The 20,943-nt window shown below is 65.2% G+C and carries 16 protein-coding genes; 5 read left to right on the top strand and 11 right to left on the bottom strand.

From position 1 onward, the window contains the following. Positions 1-96: 96 nt before the first annotated feature. From V9L18_RS07600 to V9L18_RS07590, 3 genes are all read right to left on the bottom strand, one after another. Positions 97-1,230: a hypothetical protein gene (locus tag V9L18_RS07600; protein WP_337346585.1), complete on the bottom strand. Its 1,134-nt coding sequence runs from the start codon at positions 1,228-1,230 to the stop codon at positions 97-99. Between the two features lie 822 nt (positions 1,231-2,052). Continuing rightward, on the bottom strand, positions 2,053-3,594 hold the full coding sequence (locus V9L18_RS07595) for a lipopolysaccharide biosynthesis protein (protein ID WP_337346584.1): 1,542 nt from the start codon (positions 3,592-3,594) through the stop codon (positions 2,053-2,055). Next, positions 3,591-4,751, bottom strand: coding sequence for a glycosyltransferase (locus V9L18_RS07590; protein WP_337346583.1), 1,161 nt, complete (start codon positions 4,749-4,751; stop codon positions 3,591-3,593). Before V9L18_RS07590 ends, V9L18_RS07595 begins: the two co-directional genes overlap by 4 nt. 306 nt (positions 4,752-5,057) lie before the next feature. Here V9L18_RS07590 and V9L18_RS07585 point away from each other — a divergent pair, with 306 nt between their 5' ends. The 3 genes from V9L18_RS07585 to V9L18_RS07575 are packed head-to-tail and all read left to right on the top strand — an operon-like array spanning position 5,058 to position 9,403. Next, positions 5,058-6,524: a polysaccharide biosynthesis tyrosine autokinase gene (locus tag V9L18_RS07585; RefSeq protein WP_337346582.1), complete on the top strand. Its 1,467-nt coding sequence runs from the start codon at positions 5,058-5,060 to the stop codon at positions 6,522-6,524. Positions 6,525-6,533: 9 nt separating this feature from the next. Then, positions 6,534-7,838, top strand: a complete 1,305-nt coding sequence (locus V9L18_RS07580; protein ID WP_337346581.1) for a hypothetical protein — start codon at positions 6,534-6,536, stop codon at positions 7,836-7,838. Then, positions 7,838-9,403, top strand: a complete 1,566-nt coding sequence (locus V9L18_RS07575) for a glycerophosphodiester phosphodiesterase family protein (protein ID WP_337346580.1) — start codon at positions 7,838-7,840, stop codon at positions 9,401-9,403. Before V9L18_RS07580 ends, V9L18_RS07575 begins: the two co-directional genes overlap by 1 nt. 100 nt (positions 9,404-9,503) lie before the next feature. On the opposite strand, the gene V9L18_RS07570 is transcribed toward V9L18_RS07575, so the two are convergent. Genes V9L18_RS07570 through V9L18_RS07560 form a run of 3 tightly spaced genes read right to left on the bottom strand, consistent with a single transcriptional unit; the run spans position 9,504 to position 11,799 of the window. After that, a complete protein-coding gene (locus V9L18_RS07570; protein WP_337346579.1) occupies positions 9,504-9,725 on the bottom strand; it encodes an SCO4848 family membrane protein in 222 nt (73 codons plus the stop codon). Positions 9,726-9,729: 4 nt separating this feature from the next. Further along, positions 9,730-10,227 carry a DUF2505 domain-containing protein gene (locus tag V9L18_RS07565; RefSeq protein ID WP_337346578.1) on the bottom strand — a complete coding sequence of 166 codons (498 nt, stop codon included), beginning with the start codon at positions 10,225-10,227 and terminating at the stop codon, positions 9,730-9,732. A gap of 45 nt (positions 10,228-10,272) precedes the next feature. Then, positions 10,273-11,799: an SDR family oxidoreductase gene (locus V9L18_RS07560; protein ID WP_337346577.1), complete on the bottom strand. Its 1,527-nt coding sequence runs from the start codon at positions 11,797-11,799 to the stop codon at positions 10,273-10,275. 174 nt (positions 11,800-11,973) lie between these two features. Here V9L18_RS07560 and mfd point away from each other — a divergent pair, with 174 nt between their 5' ends. Together mfd and V9L18_RS07550 are read left to right on the top strand one after the other, a co-directional pair. Beyond that, positions 11,974-15,654, top strand: coding sequence for a transcription-repair coupling factor (gene mfd, locus V9L18_RS07555; RefSeq protein ID WP_337346576.1), 3,681 nt, complete (start codon positions 11,974-11,976; stop codon positions 15,652-15,654). Between the two features lie 6 nt (positions 15,655-15,660). After that, complete coding sequence (locus tag V9L18_RS07550; RefSeq protein ID WP_337346575.1) at positions 15,661-16,482, top strand: metal-dependent hydrolase; 822 nt, start codon at positions 15,661-15,663, stop codon at positions 16,480-16,482. A gap of 79 nt (positions 16,483-16,561) precedes the next feature. Here V9L18_RS07550 and V9L18_RS07545 read toward each other — a convergent pair whose 3' ends face one another. The 5 genes from V9L18_RS07545 to cobA form a co-directional block, all read right to left on the bottom strand. Continuing rightward, positions 16,562-16,807 carry a hypothetical protein gene (locus V9L18_RS07545; RefSeq protein ID WP_337346574.1) on the bottom strand — a complete coding sequence of 82 codons (246 nt, stop codon included), beginning with the start codon at positions 16,805-16,807 and terminating at the stop codon, positions 16,562-16,564. 53 nt (positions 16,808-16,860) lie between these two features. Next, entirely contained in the window at positions 16,861-17,586 is a 726-nt protein-coding gene (gene deoC / locus V9L18_RS07540) for a deoxyribose-phosphate aldolase (RefSeq protein ID WP_337346744.1), read from the bottom strand. An 83-nt stretch (positions 17,587-17,669) separates the two neighbouring features. Next, a complete protein-coding gene (locus V9L18_RS07535; protein WP_337346573.1) occupies positions 17,670-18,536 on the bottom strand; it encodes an FAD-dependent oxidoreductase in 867 nt (288 codons plus the stop codon). A gap of 206 nt (positions 18,537-18,742) precedes the next feature. Then, on the bottom strand, positions 18,743-19,894 hold the full coding sequence (locus V9L18_RS07530) for a uroporphyrinogen-III synthase (RefSeq protein WP_337346572.1): 1,152 nt from the start codon (positions 19,892-19,894) through the stop codon (positions 18,743-18,745). Positions 19,895-19,908: 14 nt separating this feature from the next. Continuing rightward, positions 19,909-20,943 carry a uroporphyrinogen-III C-methyltransferase gene (gene cobA / locus V9L18_RS07525; protein WP_337346571.1) on the bottom strand — a complete coding sequence of 345 codons (1,035 nt, stop codon included), beginning with the start codon at positions 20,941-20,943 and terminating at the stop codon, positions 19,909-19,911.

Raw genomic sequence — 20,943 nt, 5'->3', positions numbered from 1 at the left:
AACTATTCCTTTTTAAGAACAGGCGGGCAGGCAGGAAGCATCCGTAACGCGGTTGCGCACATCGGCTTGAGACCCCTGGTCCGCGGTGAAGTGGGACTAGCTGTTGTAACGGATGCCGCCGTCGCGGCCTTCAACGAGCAACGCCAGGGTATCCGCCCAGCGGTTGCTATCCAGACCATATACGGTGCTAGCTGAGCGGCTAATGATTCGGATCGGGTATTTTGAACCGTTTCCGAAGTCGTACTGGTTCCGGCCCAGGTTGTTGTTGCGGACCGTTACCGTGATGTCGGCGTATTTGCCGTTGGCGATGTTGATCGAGGTCTGGCCGTCATCTACCCAGTTGTTCTCCACCACGACGTTGGCCAGCTTGGCCACGTTCTGCTGGAGCATGATGCCGATGCCGGCGTGGTCGCCGCGGGGGTTGGGTCCGGAGCCTTCGCCGAGGACGGCGTTGGCTACGACGGTGTTTCCGGCGAGGCGGATGTTCTCGCCGCCTTGGACCTGGATTCCGTCATTGTGGGTGCCGTCGCTGTGTGCGGGGTCGGAGGACCAGTACGTGAGCGAGTGGATGTAGTTGCCTTCGGCGGACACGTTGGCTGCCGCGGGACCTCCCGGCCGGTTGAAAATGCCCAGACCGTCGTTTGTTCGCTGGATGTGATTCCGCAGGGCCTTGTAGTCGTGGCCCACAATCCCGTCACGATAGTAGGAGGGCCGGTCCGGGATGATGGTGTTGTCCTGGACAACCAGGTTGGAGACGGCAGAGCTGTTCGCGTCGATGATGCCCGTATTGCTGCCCGGGATATGGGTGCCGCCGTGCAGACGGCTGTTCTTGATGGTGACATTTGCGGCACGGACCTTGATGTCGCCGTAGATTTCCAGGCCGTCCAGGATGGTGCCGTCCTGGGTGATGACCAGGTCTGCCCCTGAAGTGTTGTGCGGCGTCAGCACGGTGCCGGCAGGTACGCCGGTGGTGTCGGCTGACGGCTGGTAGGTTCCGGTGACGAGACCGGAACGGTCGGCTGCATCAGGCTGTGGCGCCGGAGCGGGTTCAACTTTGCCTTGGGGCATAACGGTCAGGGCGGGCTCGGGCTCTTGAGCCGCCGGAGCAGTTGCTTCAACTGCCGTGCCTGCATCCGGTTCCGGGGCGGCCGGCGTCGCTGGTGCTGCCTTTGCTGACGCGGGAGCGGCGGGGCTGCGGGCCGCCGCCGCGTCAAATTCAGGGTTTGCCAACGAACTGGCGCCCACAAGAGACGGCTGTCCGCAGCCCGTCAGGACGAGCGCTGCCACCGTAAGGACGGCTGCGCTCAGCGAATAACTTCTTCGGGTGCGTATGTTTTGTGTCTGTTTCGCCATAATGCAATAACCTCTACGTCTCGTTCTCCGGGCACGGGGAATCGCACAGGCCAGCGCTATGGGACGGCTAATGCCGAGTCTACCAAGGCGCAAAGCCTAGTTAATTGCTTAATGTGCGGCGCCAACGCAGATGCCGAGGCCTGAGACCTAGGCGGGGGGTAACCCAAACGACAACTGCAGTGACTTTCCCGTTGGCATCCCCGACCACGGCTGATGGGTTTACCGTAGTAGAGTCTGGCTAATGTTGCAAAATGGTAACGGTGGTTTCGAGCCTCAAGTCATGCCTTGGGCGCCGATTCGTTTGGCATAAAAGTCGGCGACACGCCGAGGAAAACCCCGGGTTTTGGCGAATTTTGCACTAACGTGCCGGAGCTGGGAAAGTTGTGAAAAATTTCACTTGCAGCGGTGCTGCTATAAACGTAACCGAACGCCCCCGACGCCATGCCGAGACCCCGCGCCGCGGTGCATGGCCCTGATCTGCGGTAGATGCAACAGGAGGTTGTTCGTTGCCGCCACGCTCAGGGGGAATTCCCGTAGCCAATCGCCGGCGCTGGAAGAAGCGTCCGGCGTTGATCGCCAGAAGATCTTTTGGTGCTGCGGGCCGGGGGAGGGCCAGCTTCAGGTCTTCCGCCTGGCGCTATGTCAGGACCGCGATAATTATCCCGCCAGGAGCTGACCCGTCTTTTCCGTCATGCTCAGTCATGGCATTGCTCCATGTGGTTTGGATGTGGCCGGCTTATGTCTGCCCACGAGCGAGGCGGCGTCACGCAGGTACGCCTTCAGCATCCGGCGATGGAAAAGCCACAGGATAGCCACCGCCGAAACGACGAACACTCCCAAGCCTCCGAATAACATTCCCGCAGGCCCCAGGTCCGTGAGCGAGAGTAAGCCGTAGCCCGCGGCACCCCACGCAGCCGCGTGGGCGCCGGGGAAGATGCTGCCAAGTTGTGACCTCGCCGTTACCCCCGTCAGGGACTTCTGGATGCGCAGCAGGACCGGTGTCAGGACAAAGCCGGCAGCCGCATAGCCAACTGCCACCCCCAAGAGCCCGAATTGAAGTCCTATGACGATACCGCCGACCTGAACCACGGCCGCCAGGATCTCATAGCGGATGATGAGCCGGCCCTGGCCCAGCCCCTTCATGAGGGAGGGCGTGATGTAAAAAACTGTTTCACGTGCCCCGCCGATCGCGAGAACGCTGACCAGCGCCGCGGCAGGCATCCACTCGGGTCCGAGCACAAGGTTCACCAGGACAGGAGCAGCGCAGGCCACGTAGACCATCAGGGGTATGGCGGAGATTGCAAGGATGCGCGTGGCAGCCACCAGCTTCTCTGCTACGAGTGCGGGTTCCTGGGCGGCGCGCGCAAAGGCGGGGAACATCACCCGGTTCACGGTCTGTCCGATGAGCTGTACGGGCATGACGAGGATCCGGTAGGCCATTCCGTAGAGTGACAGCGCGGCTACGCCCAGGAACCTGCCCACCAAAATGCTGTCGAGGTTGCGGGAGAAATAGGCGAGGCAGTCTGTGGCGAAAACACTGGAGCTGAACTTCAGCAGGGGCACCACGGACCGGAAGCTGAAGTTTGGCCGTGGACCCTTACTGGCAATCATCAGCGCAACGCCGCACACGAGGTCAGTGACCACGACTTGGTACACCATCGACCATGGTCCGGCGCCGGCAAAGGCCGCACCGATGCCGGCGGCGCTTCCGGCAGCGGCTGCTGCAATATCCGAGGCGCCCACGCGATGAAGCTGGAGGTCACGGGACAGCATGGCCCTCGGTGTGATGGCAAGGGCCTTGATGGGGATGGCGAACGCGAGCACCTGCAGGATGGGTTCCAACTCGGACACGCGGAAAAACCCGGAGACCAACGGCGCCGCGAACCACGTTCCGGCACCGAGTAAGCCCGCGATCAGGAGATTCAGCGTGACAGTGGCCCCGGCCAACCGCCGGGTGACCTCGGGCCTTTGGATCAATGCTGCGGACAGCCCCTGGTCCAGGACCAAGGCAACCAGGCTGATGAAGACGGTGGCGCTGGCGATCACGCCGTAACTTTGGGGCCCAAGGATTCGGGCCAGGATTACGGCCGAGAGGATCTGGAACCCCTGTCGGGCAACCACAGCGCCGAAACTCCACCGGACGCTTCGCGCTGTCTTCCGGGCACCGTTGTCCGGTTCTGATTCTGTTGGCGCCGGTGCAGCAGGTCCCTCTGCCTGTGCATCCGGACTTTTCCCTGTCACGCCGGTCTGCCAGAGGCCTGGGCAAGATAACTGGCCATTACTGCACCAAACCGCTCCGGGCTGTGGCGGGTGGCGGCTTCCCGGGCGTCGGCGATCGCGGCGGCGCGGAAGTCGGGCCAGCCCAGCGAGACTGACTTAAGGGCCGCCGCGAGATCGGCAGATTCCCCGGCGGCCACAAATTGAGCTGATTTGTAGCCAGCCGCCGCCTCCCGAAGCCCGGACGTGTTGCTGACCACCACGGGGCGGGAGGCGAGAACCGCTTCAACCGCTGTGTTCCCAAAGGGTTCATCCAGCCGGGAAGGGACCACGACGACGTCGGAATCGGCAAAGAAGGGCCACACATCATCCTGGAAACCGTGGAAAGTCACGTGTTCCGAGGCACCCGCTGCCTGGACCTTTTCTCGGAGCCCGGCCTCATACGCCTCGTTGCCGTGGAATACGGCCCCTACGATCGACAGGTGCGCCGGCACCCCCTGCTGCAGGAGCTGGAGCAGTGCGTCGACGGCGATGTCCACTCCCTTGCGATGGGAGAGCCGCCCGACATAGAGGATCCGCAGTCCGCCGGAGAGCCCGGTCCGGGGCGGGCGGTCCGTTGGTGGCCCGGGCACCCCATTGTTCAAGACGGTGGAACGGCCGCGCAGGATGCCCAGTGAGCTGTCCAAGGTTTCGGTGCTGAACCTGCTGTTGGTCAGGATCCCGCTGGAGAAGATCAGGGGGAAAGCCAAGGCGGCACGTATGGCGCGGGGGGCGTTGGCCTCGGCCTCATGGACGTGGGTGACCACAGGGATGCCGCATAGCCGGCCGACTGCCGTCCACAAGGGAACAGTGATGGTGTTTGCCAGGATGACATCTGGTCGGACACCGCGGATGACCCCGATGCTGCGGAAGAGGCCGTGGACCACGGCTCCGCTGACATTTAGCAGCCCGAGGGGGGAAAGCATGCTCTTGCGCAGGACGGGAGTGGGACAGAGGATGACACGGGCTCCGCGGCGTACAAGCTCAGGAACGAGCAGGCCCGACGACGGCAGGGTCACCACTACCCGCGCGCCGGAGCGCTCCAAGCCCTCGATCGTTTCCAGGAGCACCCGGTCCGAGCCGTAGAGGTCGGCGCTGGGATGCGCCACCAGGACTTTAAGCGATCGCACTGCTTCATTCATTCGCGCCCCAGGGTACGTGGACGGGCCGGGAACAGCCCGGTCTCGAAAGGGGGCCTCGGGACCTTCCGCATAGCGCCTCTGCCCACCTCCGATGAAGCCGCGTTGCCCCGGATTAGGGACAGACTACGGCTGCGCCGACCGTTTGGCTAGGCGCCCGGGGCCCTGACCGGGGACGGCGTTGGCGAAACTGGAAAATCCCGCCCCCCAGAAAGCTTCCTACGGGGTGCATTGCGTTCAATAATGGAGCGATAGTCAGGGGACTGACTATACGTACCGTGTTGGTGTGGCACGGCATGGAAGCCGCAGATGGGGGTTCCTTTGGATCTGGGAGAGTATGTGCGGGCCATAGCCCGGGGCTGGTGGATAGTCCTGGTATGCGTCGCTGCGGGGTTCGGAGGGGCCACCTATGTCACCTCCAACGCCACGCCTATGTACCAGGGGATGGTCCGCTTCTTCGTGGTGAGCCCGGCTGTCACCGGCCAGTCCGCCCTCCAGTCCTTGGAATTGTCGCGCGGCAAGATGGCCTCCTTTGCCAGCCTGGTCAAGAGCGATTCATTCATCGACAAGGTAGTCCAAGCCAGCGGTAACGGGCTGACCGCCGAGCAGACCGCTGAAAGCATGAGCGCCTCCGCAGACAGTGAAACCCTGATGCTCACCGTGACCGTAACCCAGCCGGATATCGATAAGGCGAGGGCAACCGTGACCGCCGTTGCCGAAAACTTTGGCGCTGCAGTGAATGAGCTCGAAGCCGGCCGGACGCTTCCGGGCGGCGCCACCGTTCTGAACGTCGTTTCGGGCCCGGACGTTCTCCCTGACCCGGTCTCCCCGCGGGTGCCGCTCAACCTCGGACTCGGCGTTCTGCTGGGTTTGGCCGCCGGAGTTGTGATCGCTGTCTCGCGCCGGCTGCTGGACAAGTCCCTGAAAACGCCAGAAGAGGTTGAAGTGGCCTCCGGGCTGCCGCTGCTCGCGAGGTTGCCGTACAGCCACGCCACCTCAGGCCGGGCCGCCCTCCTTCTGGGGAAAGGGGCAGGTTCCCTGCTCGACGAGGCAGCACGGAGGCTCCGGACCAACGTTGACCATCTTCCCTCCCTTCCGTCGGCCGAGGTCATCGCTATCACGTCGGCCAGATCCGGCGAGGGAAAAACCACCGTTGCGCTGATGTTGGCCAAAGCATGGGCGGAAGCCGGAGAGCGGGTACTCCTCGTCGAAGCACACCTCCGCCAGCCGGGACTGGCCGCCGACATCAGCCTGGGAAAAAGCATTGGCTTGTCCGATGTCCTTGCCGGGCACCTGCACGTCAGCAACGCCATCCAGCACACCTCGGTAGACGGACTTCACGCCCTCGCGGCCGGCACAATACCGGCCAACCCCACAGAACTGCTCCGGGGTCCTGCGCTTTATGAGGTGCTTGAAGAAATGCGCACCCAGTACACGCGGGTCATTGTGGACGCACCAGCCCTGCGGCCGTTCAGCGACGCTGCCCTGATCGGAGCCGTGGTTGATGGGACTTTGTTGGTGGTCCGCCATGGCCGTGTGTCGGCCGAATTGCTCAAGGCCGCCCTCAAAAACCTTGAGGCTGTCAACACGCAGGCAACGGGGGTTGTGCTCAACGCGCTGCCAAGCCGAATGGCGGAGGAACGTCGCAGGTTCATTGGGAGGTTCGTGCGCCGTATGAGGGTTCGGCGCTCACGGCGGCGTTCCCGAGCGGCGCAGTGGATGCCGGTCAGCCTGTCCGCGGGGGAGCCTGTCAAGCCCGTGACCCGCCGGAGGTAAACGGTGCAGTTGGCGCTGTGGATTGGACTGTGCGTGGCCGCGTCCGTCCTTCTGCGCTCCCGGCCGCGGGTGCTGCTGGCAGCGGTGCTCACGCTTTGGTTTCTGGTCCCGGCAGTGGGAAATTCCGTGGTGACCGGTGAAGCTGGCGGTGCATTGGGCTTCCACGCAGCGTCCTGGCTGGTGATCGCAGTTCTGGCCGGGCAACTCCTTCACGATCCGTGGAGCATTAAGGACGCCCTGGCCCGCCACTTTTTCGTCTTCCTGGTCCTTGCCTTGGTGATCGTGGCAGCGTTCCTTGCCTCCAGGACCTCGTCAGAGGGCGGAGGCATGCTGCTGCTGGTGGACCAGATCCTGGCCCCGGTGCTCTTTTTTCTTCTCCTCATTGCGAACAGTGTCCGCCACCCCGGGCTGATAAAGATGCTTCGATCCCTCCTGCTTTTGCTTGTGGCTATAGTCTGCGCTATCGCGGTGGCGCAATGGCTCAACGGTGAGGCCCTTTTCTACGGCTCCGGGTTCCGGACGCAGTACTGGTTCAATCCGGAAACCCAGCGGTGGATGGGCACGCTGGACCAGCCACTCGCCCTCTCCCTGGTGGTCTGCGTGGCTGCGCCCCTGGTTGCCGGGCTGAAACGCAATTCCGTCCAGGCGGTCCTCCTGGTGCTGATGATTGTTGGGGTCCTCATCACTCAGTCGAGGGTGGGTCTGGCCGTAGTGGGGGTGTCCGTCGTCCTTGTGGTGTTCTTCGCTGACCGCAAGCCGTGGGTCAAAGCAATCATGCTGGCGTTCCTTGCAGGTGTTGCGATGGTCGTCATGTCGTCGCCGCTGGTGGTAGGTGTCTCCGAAAGGCTGGCTAATGACACCGGGTCCGCCCAGGCCCGGGCCTTGGCACTGGAATACTTCCTCGCCCGCTGGGCTGACTACGCCGTGGCAGGCCAAGGCATCGGGTCGAGCTACCGCGTGGCAGTCCAGGCCGGCCTGGAGACGAGCTTCGAGAATCCTATCCTCATGTACAGCATCGACTTTGGCATCTTCTTCGCCGTCCTCTATTTCGGCCTGATGCTGGTGCTGCTGTTGCGGAACTCGGCGTGGCACGAATACCGGGGCCTGACCTTAGCAGGGCTCTTTGCAGTCGTGATTCCGCAGACCTACAGCTCCCTTGCCACCCGTTCCGTTGCAGGAATTGTTGTTTGGACCATTCTCGCAATGGTGGTCATTGCCGGCGACGAACAGCGGGCGCTGCGGCGAGCAAGGCGGGCGGAACTGGCCGCCGCTGTGGGCCAGGCCAGGGCGCCCGCCGTACCAATGGGCCGCTAATGAAAGCGTGGCCAGGCACCGAATCCGGGCCTAAGATCGGACGCCGGGGCTTCCTGGGGCTCGTGGCCGCCGCAGGTGTGCTGAACGGTACCGGCTGCGGCGAAACCTGTCCCCAGTCCCCTGTCGGCCAGGCGGCGAGGCCAGTGCCCAACCATGTGTCGGCGTCGGAAGCAACTGCCTCGTTGATCGAAGAAGGGGCATTGGCCGCAGCGGGCGACGTTGGACCGTTCACCATAGCGGGGCTGCTCGCTGCCCCGAGTTTCTTCGTGGCGCACAGGGGATCGGGGGATAACTGGCCGGAGCACACGATGCTTGCCTACACCAAAGCGGCCGCTGCCGGCTTGAAGGCATTGGAGGTTTCGGTGGTATCGACAGGGGACGGCGTGCTGGTGTGCCATCACGATCTCAACACTGAGCGGCTGACCGGGACAGACCTCATTATCGCGCGGGCTAGTTATGCTGCGCTGGAATCGTTGCGGAACGATGCCCGTGCCTGGCTGGGACCGGCCGCACCCCTGGAACCGATACCGCTGTTGGAAGATGTACTCCGGACTTTCCTTCCGTCGAGGGTCATTTTCCTCGAAGACAAGCAGGGCACGAATGCCGATGAACTCCTGGAGCTCCTTGAGGCCTATCCCGGGGCCAGGGATCGTGTGGTCTGGAAGCAGCCGGCTTCGTCACCGGGGCACGCCCTGGCCAGGTCCCGGGGCTACACCACGTGGGGATACGTGACGGCGCCGGACTACGACAATCTCGCTGCCCTGATTCCCCGGGTTGACCTTCTGGGCGTTCACAATTCGGCCCCCTCCGCCGTTGTGCGGGAACTCGTGGCCTCAGGTAAGCCCGTTGCCGCCTGGGAAGTCCGGCGCCGCAGTGACCATGCACGGCTCAAAGCGCTGGGGGTCCGGGGCTTCGTATGTTCGAACGTCGTGCACGTCCTGCACCTTGAGGAACGGCGAGCTGAGGATGGCTTTGACACCGGGCTGCGGTACGCCGGGGACCTGCCCCAGGAGGCAGAAGGGGACTGGCAAGGACAGCCGGCACTCCAGCAGGCTGCTGTCCGAATCTCAAGCGAGGAGCCGGCGTCGTACTTGATGGGGTCGATGGGCGGGCTGTCGGGCCCGCGACGTGAGCTCGCCTTCGAACTGCGCTGGCCGGAGGGCCTTCCCGCCGGGAAGGGCAGCGCCGGGGTGGCCTTTGGCCAGGATGATGATGCGCCGTACCGCCCGGACGCTGCGGTTTCAGGCTACGAGCTGGAGTTCGGCGCGGACGGCAGGCTGACCCTCAGCCGGAGGGACAAGGGGGCGGGACCGGTAGTGCTGGCCGAAGCAGAGGGCGCGCCACCGGGTGCGGGGGAGTGGACGCGGCTGGTACTGACTGTGACACCTCAAAGGGTCATCGCCCGGCGGCCGGACCAGCAAGGGGCCGACGCCGAAACGGATGACACGGCGTACGGCGGAGGGTGGTTTTCGCTGCTGAAGAATTACGACGCCGGCCCTGCCGTCGAGTTCCGGAATGTTACTTTTCGGGAGGCCGCTGCAGCGGACGCTTGCGAGCCACGTTGACGGGATTAGGGCCGGCCCCGTCCCCGGTACGTCCAGCCCCCAAGCGCAGGAAGCCGGACCGGAACAGAGACCGTTAGCGTCAGCGCGGGCGGGAAAGGAGCTAGCCGAACAGCCCCATGATCCCAATGATGGCCGTGGCAGCCCCCAGCACCATGGAGATGCTGACGAGCACCAGGTGGACGTTGAGGAACTTCGTGGCCTTGCCTGCGGCGTCCCGCGCCCGGGGATCCTTCATCACCCGGCGCAGGAACTGCGGCCAGACCACCAGTGACCAGACGCCGGAGATGACCAGCAGGACGGCCGCGAAGACGGGGAGTTGCATTTTCTTAGTGGCTTTCCAGCCAGGCCTGGGCCTGCTGCGACTGGATGTTCAGGGCCTTGGCCACCATGGGCTCGGCCGCATCGGCGATCTTGCCGCCCAGGAACGGAACGGACGAGGTCACGTTGCCTTCCAGTTCCACGCGGGTGCTGCCGCCCTCAGCAACGAGACGCTGGACCGCCGTCACGTCAAGGGGAGCGCCTGCGATCTTCAAGGTGATGTTGCTCTGGCGGGAACCGTCTGCCGCCGGGGCGTCCCAGTTTTCCACCTGCGTGACCGTGAGCTTGTCACCAACGAACTTGCGGGCGATCTCCGGCAGGCGGGTAGTGGGCAGTGTGCGGACCGAAGTGGTGCTGAAAGCTCCGGCGGTGTCGCCGTCCACCGCGAACGACTCCAGCGTGCCGCCAACGTATTCGCTCGTGTGCCGCTGGAAGTCCTCGTTGATGAAAACAGCAGCAACGGTGTCGACGGCGTGCGGAAGGGTGGTGGATGCACTCAGTGCCATGGGTCCTCCAGGATTGGGGTCAGAACGCTTTTTGCTCCCCACATCCTACGGGGAGTGCCTGCTGTTCCTCGAACCGGCCTCCGCACTGGCAAGTTTCTGGGCGGCGGCTGTGATATTGCGCGACATCGCCGGAAAGATGAGGCTGTGGAAGGGCAGCACGGCCAGCCAGTAAAGCCTTCCGCTCAGCCCCTTCGGGAAGAAAATAGCCCTCTGCCGGTAGCGGCTGCCGGCGCCGTCGGGCTCAACGGACAGTTCAAGCCAGGCGCGTCCGGGGGCGCGCATCTCCGCCCTGAGCCGTAACATTTTTCCGCGGTCGATCCGTTCCACCCGCCACCAGTCCACGACTTCGCCTGATGCGAGGTTGCCGGGGTGCCGGCGTCCGCGCAGAAGCCCCGCGCCGCCGGTGAGTTTGTCCAGCCAGCCCCGCACCTGCCACGCGAGCGGCAGCGAATACCAGCCGTTCCGGCCGCCGATTCCCTCGATGATGGTCCACACATGGGCAGGATCGACGTCCCCATGGAACGTCCGCTCGTCGACGAACACCGTGTGGCCGGCCCAATCCGGATCGCTGGGCAGGGGATCGGCGTCGGCCCCTGCATTGGCCCAGGTTGTCTCCACCTGGCCGTCGCGCTCCTTGCCGAGGGCCAGGGCCACTGCACGCCGGTACGGAGTCAGGCCGCCCTCCGGGACGGGAATAAAGGAATCAATATCGTGCTCCCTGGACACTGCGTCGTGCTGCAGCGACTGGACGAGTGGCAGCGACATGGACAGCGGGATGGGGGTGGTCAGGGCCACCCACATGCCGGCGAGCTTGGGAGCGGGAATGGGCAGGGCCAACACCACTCGGTGCGGCAGGCCGGTTTCGGCGGCGTATTCCTTCATCATGCCCGCGTAGCTCAGTACCTGCCGGCAGCCGATATCGAACGTGCGGTTGATCGTCCCCTGCAGGGATGCGGCGGCCACGAGGTAGTACAGCACGTCCCGGACGGCGATGGCTTCGATCCTGTTGCGGACCCAGCTGGGGGCCGGCATCAGGGGGAGGGCTTCGGACAGGTGCCGGATCATCTCGAACGAGGCGGATCCAGAACCAATCACCACGCCGGCCTGGAAGACTACTGCATCCACGGGGCTGTCCAGGAACACCTTCCCCACGGCTTCCCGGGAACGCATATGGGTGGACAGCTCCACGTTGGACGGGTGCAGGCCGCCCAGGTAAACGATCCGGCTGACCCCTGCCTCAGCGGCCGCGTGCGCGGCGGTCTCAGCCATGGCCTTTTCCTTGGGCTCAAAGCCTGCGCCGGCAGCCATTGAGTGGACGAGGTAGTACAGAACGTCGACGCCGCCCAGCGCCGCCCGTATCGCACCGGCGTCGTCAAGGCTGCTTTGGACCACCTCCACTTCATCCAGCCACGGGACGCCGGCGATCTTGGCCGGCGTCCGGACCAGCACCTTCACGGTGTGGCCCGCTTCAAGAAGCCGCGGGACCAGGCGGCCGCCGATATAGCCTGTGGCGCCCGTTACCAGGACCGTGCGGTTTTCGGTGGGCTGTGATGGATCGGTAGTGCCCGTCATGCAGACTCCTTCTTCTCACCAAACCATTCGGAGCGGCAGGCTGTCCGGACGGCCGTGGGTCCTGAAAGCTTAGTGTGGTTCACGGGGGGTAGGCTGGAACTACCCGGGATTCGAAGCGAATTTCGGGTTTTCGCGTTGCCTGCGATCCCCTTGAACACCACAGGAGTTTCTGCCATGAGCCCGAGCGCCTCCCGCACTGGTACCTCCCATCCCGGTCCGTCGCTTGATGGACTGCGCCGTGTCCTGGCCGAAGACCAGACCTTCGCCCGGGTCAGGGCCGAGGCTGCAAGGGGATTTGAGGTACGTGGCCAGGACTACCAGATCAGCGCACCGGCGGGCCTGCGTGCGGTCCTGCTGGCAGAAATGGCAGACGGCCTGGCCGCCGCGGGCACGGCAGAAGAAACGTCCGACGGCGGGGTCCCGGCCGTGGTGTTGGCAGTCACCGCGACGGGACGCGAAGCCGAGGATCTGACAGCGGCCCTGCGCGCGTACCTCCCCGCCGATTCGGTGGCTGAGTTCCCCAGCTGGGAAACCCTGCCACACGAGCGGCTCTCGCCCCGTTCAGACACCGTGGGCCGGCGGCTCTCCGTCCTGCGCAGGCTGGCGCACCCGGAAACTTCGACGGCGGGACCCCTGCGTGTCGTGGTGGCACCAGTCCGCGCGGTGGTTCAGCCCATCGTGGCCGGATTGGGTGACCTGGTTCCGGTCACCTTGGAGGTGGGCCAGGAAAGGCCGTTCTCCGATGTGGTGCGGAGCCTCGCCGACGCCGCGTACGCCCGCGTGGACATGGTCACGCACCGTGGCGAGTTCGCCGTCCGCGGCGGCATCATCGACGTTTTCCCGCCCACGGAGGACCACCCCATCAGGGTGGAGTTCTTCGGCGACGAGGTGGACCAGATGCGCTGGTTCGCCGTCGCAGACCAGCGCTCGCTGTCCTCGCCCGGCCTGCACCACCCCACCGCCCTGCACGCCCCGCCCTGCCGCGAAATCCTCATCACGCCCTCGGTGATGTCGCGGGCGGCCACCCTCAAGCAGCAACTGCCGGCCGCCGCTGACATGCTGGAGAAAATTGCCGGCGGGATCACGGTCGAGGGCATGGAATCCCTGGCGCCGGTACTCGTGGATGCGATGGTCCCCTTTGTGGAGCAGCTGCCTGCCGGTTCCATCTCAGTGGTGATCGAACCGGAAAAGGTCCGCACCCGTGCGCATGATCTTGCCGCCACCAACGAGGAGTTCCTCGAAGCCGCCTGGTCCACGGCGTCCGATGGAGGCACGGCGCCACTGGATTTGAGCTCACAGGCGTCAGCAGCCCTGCACTCCGCCAGCTTCCGCTCCCTGACGGACACCCGCAGTTCCGCCCTGGACCACGAGGTCTCCTGGTGGTCCATTACATCCCTTGCCACAGACGAGGAACTGCTGCCGGAAATCGACGTCCTGAACCTCCACGCACGCGAACCCCGCGGGTACCAGGGCGACGTTGCGGAGATGATGGACTTCATCGGCTCGCACGTCCGGGACCAGTGGCGCATTGTGGTGGCCACCGAAGGACCCGGACCTGCCCAGCGCCTTGCGGAACTGTTCCACGACGCCGACATCCCTTGTGCCAGGGTGGACACCCTTGACCAGGAACCCCAGGCGGGCATCATCGAGGTGACCACGGCCGCCGTCGGACGCGGTTTTGTCCTGGACAGCCTCAAGCTGGGCCTGCTGACCGAGGCCGACCTGCTGGGACGCACGTCCGCCGGCTCCACCAAGGACATGCGGCGCATGCCGTCCAAACGCCGGAACGCCGTGGACCCGCTGCAGCTGTTGGGCGGCGACCACGTGGTGCACGAACAGCACGGAATCGGCCGTTTTGTGGAGCTGATCCAGCGCAAGGTTGCGGGCGGCGGAGACGGGGTACGCGAGTACCTGGTCCTGGAATACGCCCCGTCCAAGCGCGGCGCTCCCGGGGACCGGCTGTTTGTGCCCACCGACCAGCTGGACCAGGTGACCCGCTATGTCGGCGGCGATACCCCTGTGCTGAGCAAGATGGGTGGCTCGGACTGGGCCAGCACCAAGTCCAAGGCCCGTAAAGCGGTCAAGGAGATCGCCGGCGAGCTGATCCGGCTGTACTCCGCGCGGATGGCCTCCCGCGGCCACGCCTTCGGGCCGGACACGCCCTGGCAGCGGGAGCTGGAGGAAGCGTTCCCCTATGTGGAGACGCCGGACCAGCTGACCACCATCAACGAGGTCAAGGCGGACATGGAGCGGGAGATCCCCATGGACCGACTGGTGTCCGGAGATGTCGGCTACGGCAAGACGGAGATTGCCGTGCGCGCGGCGTTCAAGGCGGTCCAGGACGGGAAACAGGTAGCCGTCCTGGTGCCCACCACCCTGCTGGCGCAGCAGCACTACGAGACCTTCACCGAGCGGTTCTCCGGATTCCCCTTGCGGGTCAAGGCGCTGTCGCGGTTCCAGGGTGCCAAAGAATCCAAAGAGACCGTGGAGGGTGTCAAGAGCGGTTCCGTGGACGTCGTCATCGGCACGCACCGGCTGTTGTCCAAGGACTTCGCGTTCAAGGACCTCGGCCTGGTGATCGTGGACGAGGAGCAGCGCTTTGGGGTGGAGCACAAGGAAGCGCTGAAGAAGATGCGCACCAATGTGGACGTCCTGGCCATGAGCGCCACGCCGATCCCGCGCACACTGGAGATGTCGCTGACGGGCATCCGGGAAACGTCCACCCTGGCCACCCCGCCGGAGGAGCGCCATCCCGTGCTTACCTACGTTGGTCCTTACACGGACAAGCAGACCTCGGCAGCCATCCGCCGCGAATTAATGCGTGAGGGCCAGGTGTTCCTGGTGCACAACCGCGTGTCCACCATCGAACGGACTGCTGCGAAAGTCCGTGAGCTGGTTCCGGAAGCCCGGGTGGAGGTCGCGCACGGGCAGATGTCCGAGAGCCGGCTCGAGCAGATCATCGTGGACTTCTGGGAGAAGCGGTTCGATGTGCTGGTGTGCACCACCATCATCGAAACCGGCCTGGATATCTCCAACGCCAACACCCTCATCGTCGATGGCGCCGACAAGTACGGCCTCTCCCAGCTGCACCAGCTCCGTGGCCGTGTGGGCCGTGGCCGGGAACGCGCGTACGCCTACTTCCTGTATCCGTCCGAGAAGCCGCTGGGTGAGGTCGCCCTGGAGCGCCTGAAGGCAGTAGCTACTCACAATGAGCTCGGTGCCGGCATGCAGCTGGCCATGAAGGATCTGGAGATCCGCGGTGCCGGCAACCTCCTGGGCGGCGAGCAGTCCGGACATATCCAAGGCGTGGGCTTCGACCTCTACATCCGTCTGGTGGGTGAGGCAGTGGCCGACTTCCGCGGCGACGCCGAGGAGAAGGCCGCCGAGATGAAGATCGAACTGCCGGTGAACGCCCACCTGCCTCACGACTACGTACCGGGGGAGCGGCTGCGTCTGGAAGCGTACCGGAAACTGGCCTCCGCCATCACCAACGAGGCCATTGAGGAGGTCCACGCAGAGCTGGTGGACCGCTATGGGGAGCCCCCGCTGCCCGTCAAGAACCTCATAGCTGTTGCCCGCTTCCGCGTGGGCGCCCGCGAAGCCGGACTCTCCGACGTAGCCCTGCAGGGTAACTTCATCAAGTTCTCTCCGGCGCAGTTGCCGGAGTCAAAGGTGATGCGCCTCGCCAGGATGTACCCCGGCTCGCAGCCCAAGCCTGCGCTGGACGCCGTCCTCATCCCGAAGCCTAAGACCGCGAAGATCGGCGGCAGGGACCTGCAGGACGCGGAAATCCTGGAATGGGCCAACGGTGTCATCCGCAACATCTTCTCGGACGCCCCGCTGGCGGTGGGTTGAGTCTTGATGGGAGGACATCACGCCGCGTCGGGAGCCGCGGCGTGGGTAGCTATTGCTTCGACCGGGCCCTACACCCTCGGCTGGTATCCGCTTGACGCCACTGGCATCCTGATAGGTGGCATGGCGACGGCGGGGACCGCGCTGGTGTGCGACTGGGACCACCGGCACAGTACGGTAGCCAACTCATTGCCACCGCTATCGAACGTGATTGCCGTGGGCATTGAGAACGCCAGCGGGGGCCACAGGCAGGGCACGCACTCGGTGCTGGGGGCGGCATTTTTCGTGCTGCTGGCCATGGTGGCCGGCCAGTTCCAGCTGCAGACGGACTGGGGACTGCTGTCCGTGGGCGCCGGCCTGCTGTGCATGTTCATGATTAACATCGCGGCCAAGGCACTGAAGCTGTTCCCCAAGTCCGGCTTCCTCAGCAACTGGGTGTTCGCCCTGACCATGGCCGGGCTTGTCACGTGGTTCGCCCCGGACCAGTGGACCTGGTTGCCTGTGTCGATGCTGACCGGGGTGGTGGTCCACATCGTGGGTGACATGATCACAACGGGCGGCGTCCCACTTCTCTGGCCGATCGTTATCAAGCCACCCAAGTTCCTGCGGAAACTGCCCGTGATCAACGATGTCTGGAGAGCCAATGGCGCCTTTTCCCTGCCATTGTTGGGCCGTGCCGGGTCCAAGCGGGAATGGCTGGTGCTCATACCGGTGAGCGCCTACGCCATGGTGGGCATGTGCGTGGCAGCTTGGGTTTTGGCGAAATCACACTTCCCTGCTGCCCTGTCACTCGGAACGGGCCTGTTCAGCCGCCTTTTCGGCGCGACCTGAGACGACCTCTTAAAAGGCTGGGGCCCCGGAAAATCCGGGGCCCCAGCCTGTATGTTTTAGCGGATGTTTTAGCGGGTGCTTAGTGCTCGCCGGCAGAATCGGAGCGGCCGGTGATGGTCTGCGGGATCCAGAACGCGAGGCCGAAGAGGCCCAGGCAGACGGCCATCGGCCACGGGTTGCCGAGCGTCAGGAATGAGAGCGAGTAGATTGAGCCCAGGAAGAGCGCCATCATGACAGCAAACAGGACGATGCTGGTGACGAGGCTGTTCTCGTTTTCCGGGGTCTGGACAGTGTTGACACTGGACGCTGTGGTCTTGCTGGACATTCATTCCTCCTTGGCCCCGCGGGGCTCAAATTGTGGCGACTTCCGGATCCGTGTCAGTAGCCGGATGAACCCTGTTCACCCTTGACGATCGCAATTCCGGAGCTGGCACCAATACGTGTTGCACCTGCAGCAATCATAGCCTGAGCGTCGGCGAGGGACCGTACGCCGCCAGAGGCCTTGACGCCCAGTTCCGGGCCGACAGTCCGGCGCATCAGGGCGACGTCCTCGGCGGTGGCTCCGCCACCGTTGAAGCCAGTGGACGTCTTGACGAAGTCAGCGCCGGCCTCCACTGCAGCCTCGCAGGCGAGGACCTTCTGGGCATCGTTGAGGAGGGCCGTTTCGATGATGACCTTCAGGATGGCGCCGCTGGCGTGCACCGCCTGGGCAACTGAGGCGATGTCCTCCACCAGGGCGCCCTTGTCGCCGGCCCGGGCAGCGGCGATGTTGATGACCATGTCGACCTCGTCGGCGCCGTCCAGGACGGCGCCCCGGGCTTCAAAGGTCTTGACGTCGGTGGGAGTGGCTCCCAGCGGGAACCCGACCACTGAGCAGGCCAGGACGCCGGATCCCTTGAGCGCCGTCTTGACCGTTTTCACCCAGATGGGGTTGACACAGACGGATTTGAACCCATACTCGGCGGCTTCGGCGCAGACCTTGAGGATGTCCGCCTCGCTGGCCTCGGGCTTGAGCAGGGTGTGGTCGATGAAGGAAGCGATGTTGCCCTGCGACTGCTCCGTGCCGGCTGACGTCTGCGCGGCGGGAGTGGCTTCGTTGCTCATCATGATGGTCCTTTCCGGGGCCTCGTGGGCCGCAACATGCCACGGTGTCCATGGCTCTTCCGGTGACCATCTTGCCACAGGCGTCAGGCGGCCACCGGAACCCGGTCTTCCGCTGCTACAGCCGTCATAAGCTGCATGGCGCACGCTCCGGCGGCCGAAGCCGCGGCAACCAGCAAGCCCAGCCGCACGCCGTCGAACGCTGCTGCATCGCCGATGGCCCAGACGCCGGGAACTGAGGTCCTGAACTCCTTGTTGATGGCGATTCCGCCGTTGGGAGCGGTGGCGAGTCCGGCGCTGGCGGCGAGGCCGTCGCGGGAGACCCGTTCTTCGGCCAGGACCACCAGGTCACCGTTCATGCTGCTGCCGTCCGCAAAGACGATCCCGGCCGCGGTCAGCCCGGTGCCGGCGCGATCGATGGAGTGCACCACGGCGGTGGGCCGGACTGTGGTGCGGATGGGCCTGACGCCCCGGGCACGCAGCACCGCTTCGGCCTGTCCGGCTGCGGCGCCGGTGCCTACCAGGATCCCGAGTGGCCGCCTGCCCAGCTCCCGGGTGACTTCGTTGACGGCGTCGCCGATCCGGGCGGCGTCGTCAATTGTGGAGTAGCTCAGGCAGCGGCCGGCTCCTGCAACCGGAGATGAGACCGGGGCCGATCCGGTGGCGATGACCAGCTCGTCGTAGCTGAATTCCATTCCGTCCGCAGTAGTGACTGTGCGGTTGTCCGGGTCGATGAAGCTGGCGGGCTGACCGAAGCGGACCGAGACCTGGGGCAGTTCTGCAAGGTCCAGGAGCTCGGCCGGAGCGTCGTCCCGGTTGCTTAGCACGGTGATGGTTCCGCGGAACCTGGCACCGTCCAACTGGCGGACCAGCGCCTGCGCGGCGGGGCCGGCACCGGCGATGACGATGCGCGGGGCCGGGGAGACGGTGGTGGACGGTGCCGGAGCGGACATGTGCTGGCCCTTTCGCTGGCGGCCGCAGAGCGGCCGGGGAATTCGTTGATGAATCCCAGCGTAGGCGGCTGGCTTTTCCAGCGTGTTTCCCCGCTGTTGCCGTCCTGAGAGTGCTTTTTCGCCAACGTTTACCGCCCGGTAACAGAACCCGTGACGCACCTCTCACTACGGTCCCGATTGACACAAACGGGCCGGAGCCCGCGCCGTTAGACGCGGATCCGGTAGCCCCTCTTGACCACGGTCTCCACCAGGCGGCCATCCGGCAACGACGACCGAAGGCGGCTGACCGTCATGTCCAGGGCGTGGACTGAGCCCCTGAGCTCAAGCAGCTCCGAGAGCGATTCGCGGGACAGCACGGCCCCGCCGGCACCGAGCAGCGCACGCAGCAGCAGCAGTGGCGCGGGGGCCAGCTCAACCTGCTGCCCGTCGATCCGCAGGCTGCGGCCGCGCAACTCGATATTCCCTGACCTCGTGTCCAGGCGGCGCACATGGTTAAGGGCGAGATGCTCGCACACCAGCCTGATGAGGGCGCCCATCCGGAACCGCTCCGGGATCAGCGGGGTCACCCCGGCGTCGAGCAGCGGCTGCGCGGTGACGGGTCCGACCACAGCGGTCGTCACGTTGGTTTTCAGGCTTTCGATCAGTTGCTTGTAGACACCCATCTCATGGGCGGTACTCCACATGGCATCCACCGCGGGCGCGCTGGTAAACGTCAGGACGTCCAGGTTGCCGCTGCATGCAGCCTCGATGAGCCGGGGGAGTTTGTCCTCGCCGTCGGGCTTGACCCAGCGGTAGGGCGTCACGGTCAGGACGGTTGCGCCGGACATGCGGAGCCGCTCCAACTGCCGGACATCCGTGTAGCCGTGCAGTTGGACGGCCACAGTCTTGCCACGCACGCCTTCGGCCAGCAGCATGTCCACCAGCGTTGCGGTGGTTTCGTCACTGCTGATTCCGACGTCGGCAAGGCCGGCCGCGCGGACGGCGCCCCGGGCTTTGGGTCCACGGACGAACATTCGGCAGGCTGCCAGGGTGTCCAGCAGGTCCTCGCCGATGCCAAAGGAGTCGGCAGCCTCGCACCAGCGCCGCATGCCGTAGGCAGTGGTGGCGATGCAGAGATCCGGGCGTGCGGCAATGATGGCTTTGGTGTCCTCAATGAGGCGGAAGTCCTCCTGCACGGGGGCGATCTTCAGTGCCGGTGCGTGCAGAACTTCAGCGCCGCGGCGTTCGAGGGCCTCGATGAGGTCCCGGGAGCGCCGGTGCGAAGTTACTCCAATGCGGAAACCCTCCAACGGGGAGTCCGCCGCCTCCTGCCCGGAGGTTTCTTCAACCTGGGGTTCTGCGGGTGCCAGTGCGTTCATGGGGTTCAATCCTTTCATGAACCGAGCAGCGAGGCCGCCAGCCTGTCCAGGTCGGCGGCGGCCTCGGCATGCCCACGGTTGGCCTCAGCCACGCGAACCACCTCGCCGATGACAAGCACGGCGGGATTGCTGCAGCCGGCAGCAGCGGAGGTGATGGTGCCCAGGTCCGCGATGGTGGTCCGCTGGCCGGGGCGGTATCCGCGTTCGACGACGGCCATGGGCATGTCCGGACGCATCCCGGCTTTGCGGAGTCCCGCGGCGAGCTGGTGCAGGGTTCCGATGCCCATCAGCACCACGATGGTGCCGCCGAGTCCGGCGAGGTGCTTGTGTTCCTTTTCGGTCAGCGGCGCGTGGCCGGAGACGACGGTGAACATGTGGCTGACTTCGCGGTGGGTCACCGGGATTCCGGCAGCAGCCGGGACGGAGATGGCGCTGGTGACGCCGGAGATGACGCGGACCTTGACGCCGGCCGCGACGCAGGCGGCGACTTCCTCGCCGCCGCGGCCGAAGACGTACGGATCGCCGCCCTTGAGACGGACCACGTTGTTTCCGGCGAGGGCGCTTTCCACCATCAGCTTTTCGATATCGGACTGGCCCACCTTGTGGTGGCCCGGCTTCTTCCCAACATCGACCAGTTCGGCCGATGTCATGGACGGCAGTTCCTGGTAGGGAGCCAGCCGGTCGTAGAACACCACATCCGCGTCGCGGAGGGCCTTCATGGCGGCGACGGTGAGCAGTTCGGTGGTTCCAGGTCCGCCACCGACCAGGGTGACATGGCCCACGGGGCCGGCGGACGGCTCAGCTGCTACCGGGATGCCGGTTGCACGGCACCGCTCGAGCAGGGCATCCCAGCCGGGCTGGCCGTCGTCGACCGCTGCGACGAGGAATGGACGCTCGGGCAGCGGGCCGTCATGCCCGGCACCCTGGGGGGTGCTGAGGCGGTAGACGACGGCGCCGGCTGCCTCGTAGCGGCGGACCGCCTGGCGTGCGGCGTGGTCCGAACCGGTGACCAGGACTTCGCGGCCGGTGAGATCAATGCTGAGCTGCAT

The organism is Pseudarthrobacter sp. CCNWLW217, assembly GCF_037203985.1.
GTDB lineage: Bacteria > Actinomycetota > Actinomycetes > Actinomycetales > Micrococcaceae > Arthrobacter.
Note: the sequence above shows the minus strand (reverse complement) of the source record. Positions and strands in the feature narration are given on the sequence as shown.

Excerpts from the sequence above, each read along its gene's own strand:
- V9L18_RS07565 (WP_337346578.1), bottom strand. The coding sequence starts at position 10,227 with ATGGCACTGAGTGCATCCACCACCCTTCCGCACGCCGTCGACACCGTT.
- cobA (WP_337346571.1), bottom strand. The coding sequence starts at position 20,943 with ATGCAGCTCAGCATTGATCTCACCGGCCGCGAAGTCCTGGTCACCGGT.
- V9L18_RS07545 (WP_337346574.1), bottom strand. The coding sequence starts at position 16,807 with ATGTCCAGCAAGACCACAGCGTCCAGTGTCAACACTGTCCAGACCCCG.
- V9L18_RS07535 (WP_337346573.1), bottom strand. The coding sequence starts at position 18,536 with ATGTCCGCTCCGGCACCGTCCACCACCGTCTCCCCGGCCCCGCGCATC.
- V9L18_RS07550 (WP_337346575.1), top strand. The coding sequence starts at position 15,661 with ATGGGAGGACATCACGCCGCGTCGGGAGCCGCGGCGTGGGTAGCTATT.
- V9L18_RS07585 (WP_337346582.1), top strand. The coding sequence starts at position 5,058 with ATGGGGGTTCCTTTGGATCTGGGAGAGTATGTGCGGGCCATAGCCCGG.
- V9L18_RS07575 (WP_337346580.1), top strand. The coding sequence starts at position 7,838 with ATGAAAGCGTGGCCAGGCACCGAATCCGGGCCTAAGATCGGACGCCGG.
- V9L18_RS07570 (WP_337346579.1), bottom strand. The coding sequence starts at position 9,725 with ATGCAACTCCCCGTCTTCGCGGCCGTCCTGCTGGTCATCTCCGGCGTC.
- mfd (WP_337346576.1), top strand. The coding sequence starts at position 11,974 with ATGAGCCCGAGCGCCTCCCGCACTGGTACCTCCCATCCCGGTCCGTCG.
- V9L18_RS07560 (WP_337346577.1), bottom strand. The coding sequence starts at position 11,799 with ATGACGGGCACTACCGATCCATCACAGCCCACCGAAAACCGCACGGTC.
- V9L18_RS07590 (WP_337346583.1), bottom strand. The coding sequence starts at position 4,751 with ATGAATGAAGCAGTGCGATCGCTTAAAGTCCTGGTGGCGCATCCCAGC.
- deoC (WP_337346744.1), bottom strand. The coding sequence starts at position 17,586 with ATGAGCAACGAAGCCACTCCCGCCGCGCAGACGTCAGCCGGCACGGAG.
- V9L18_RS07530 (WP_337346572.1), bottom strand. The coding sequence starts at position 19,894 with ATGAACGCACTGGCACCCGCAGAACCCCAGGTTGAAGAAACCTCCGGG.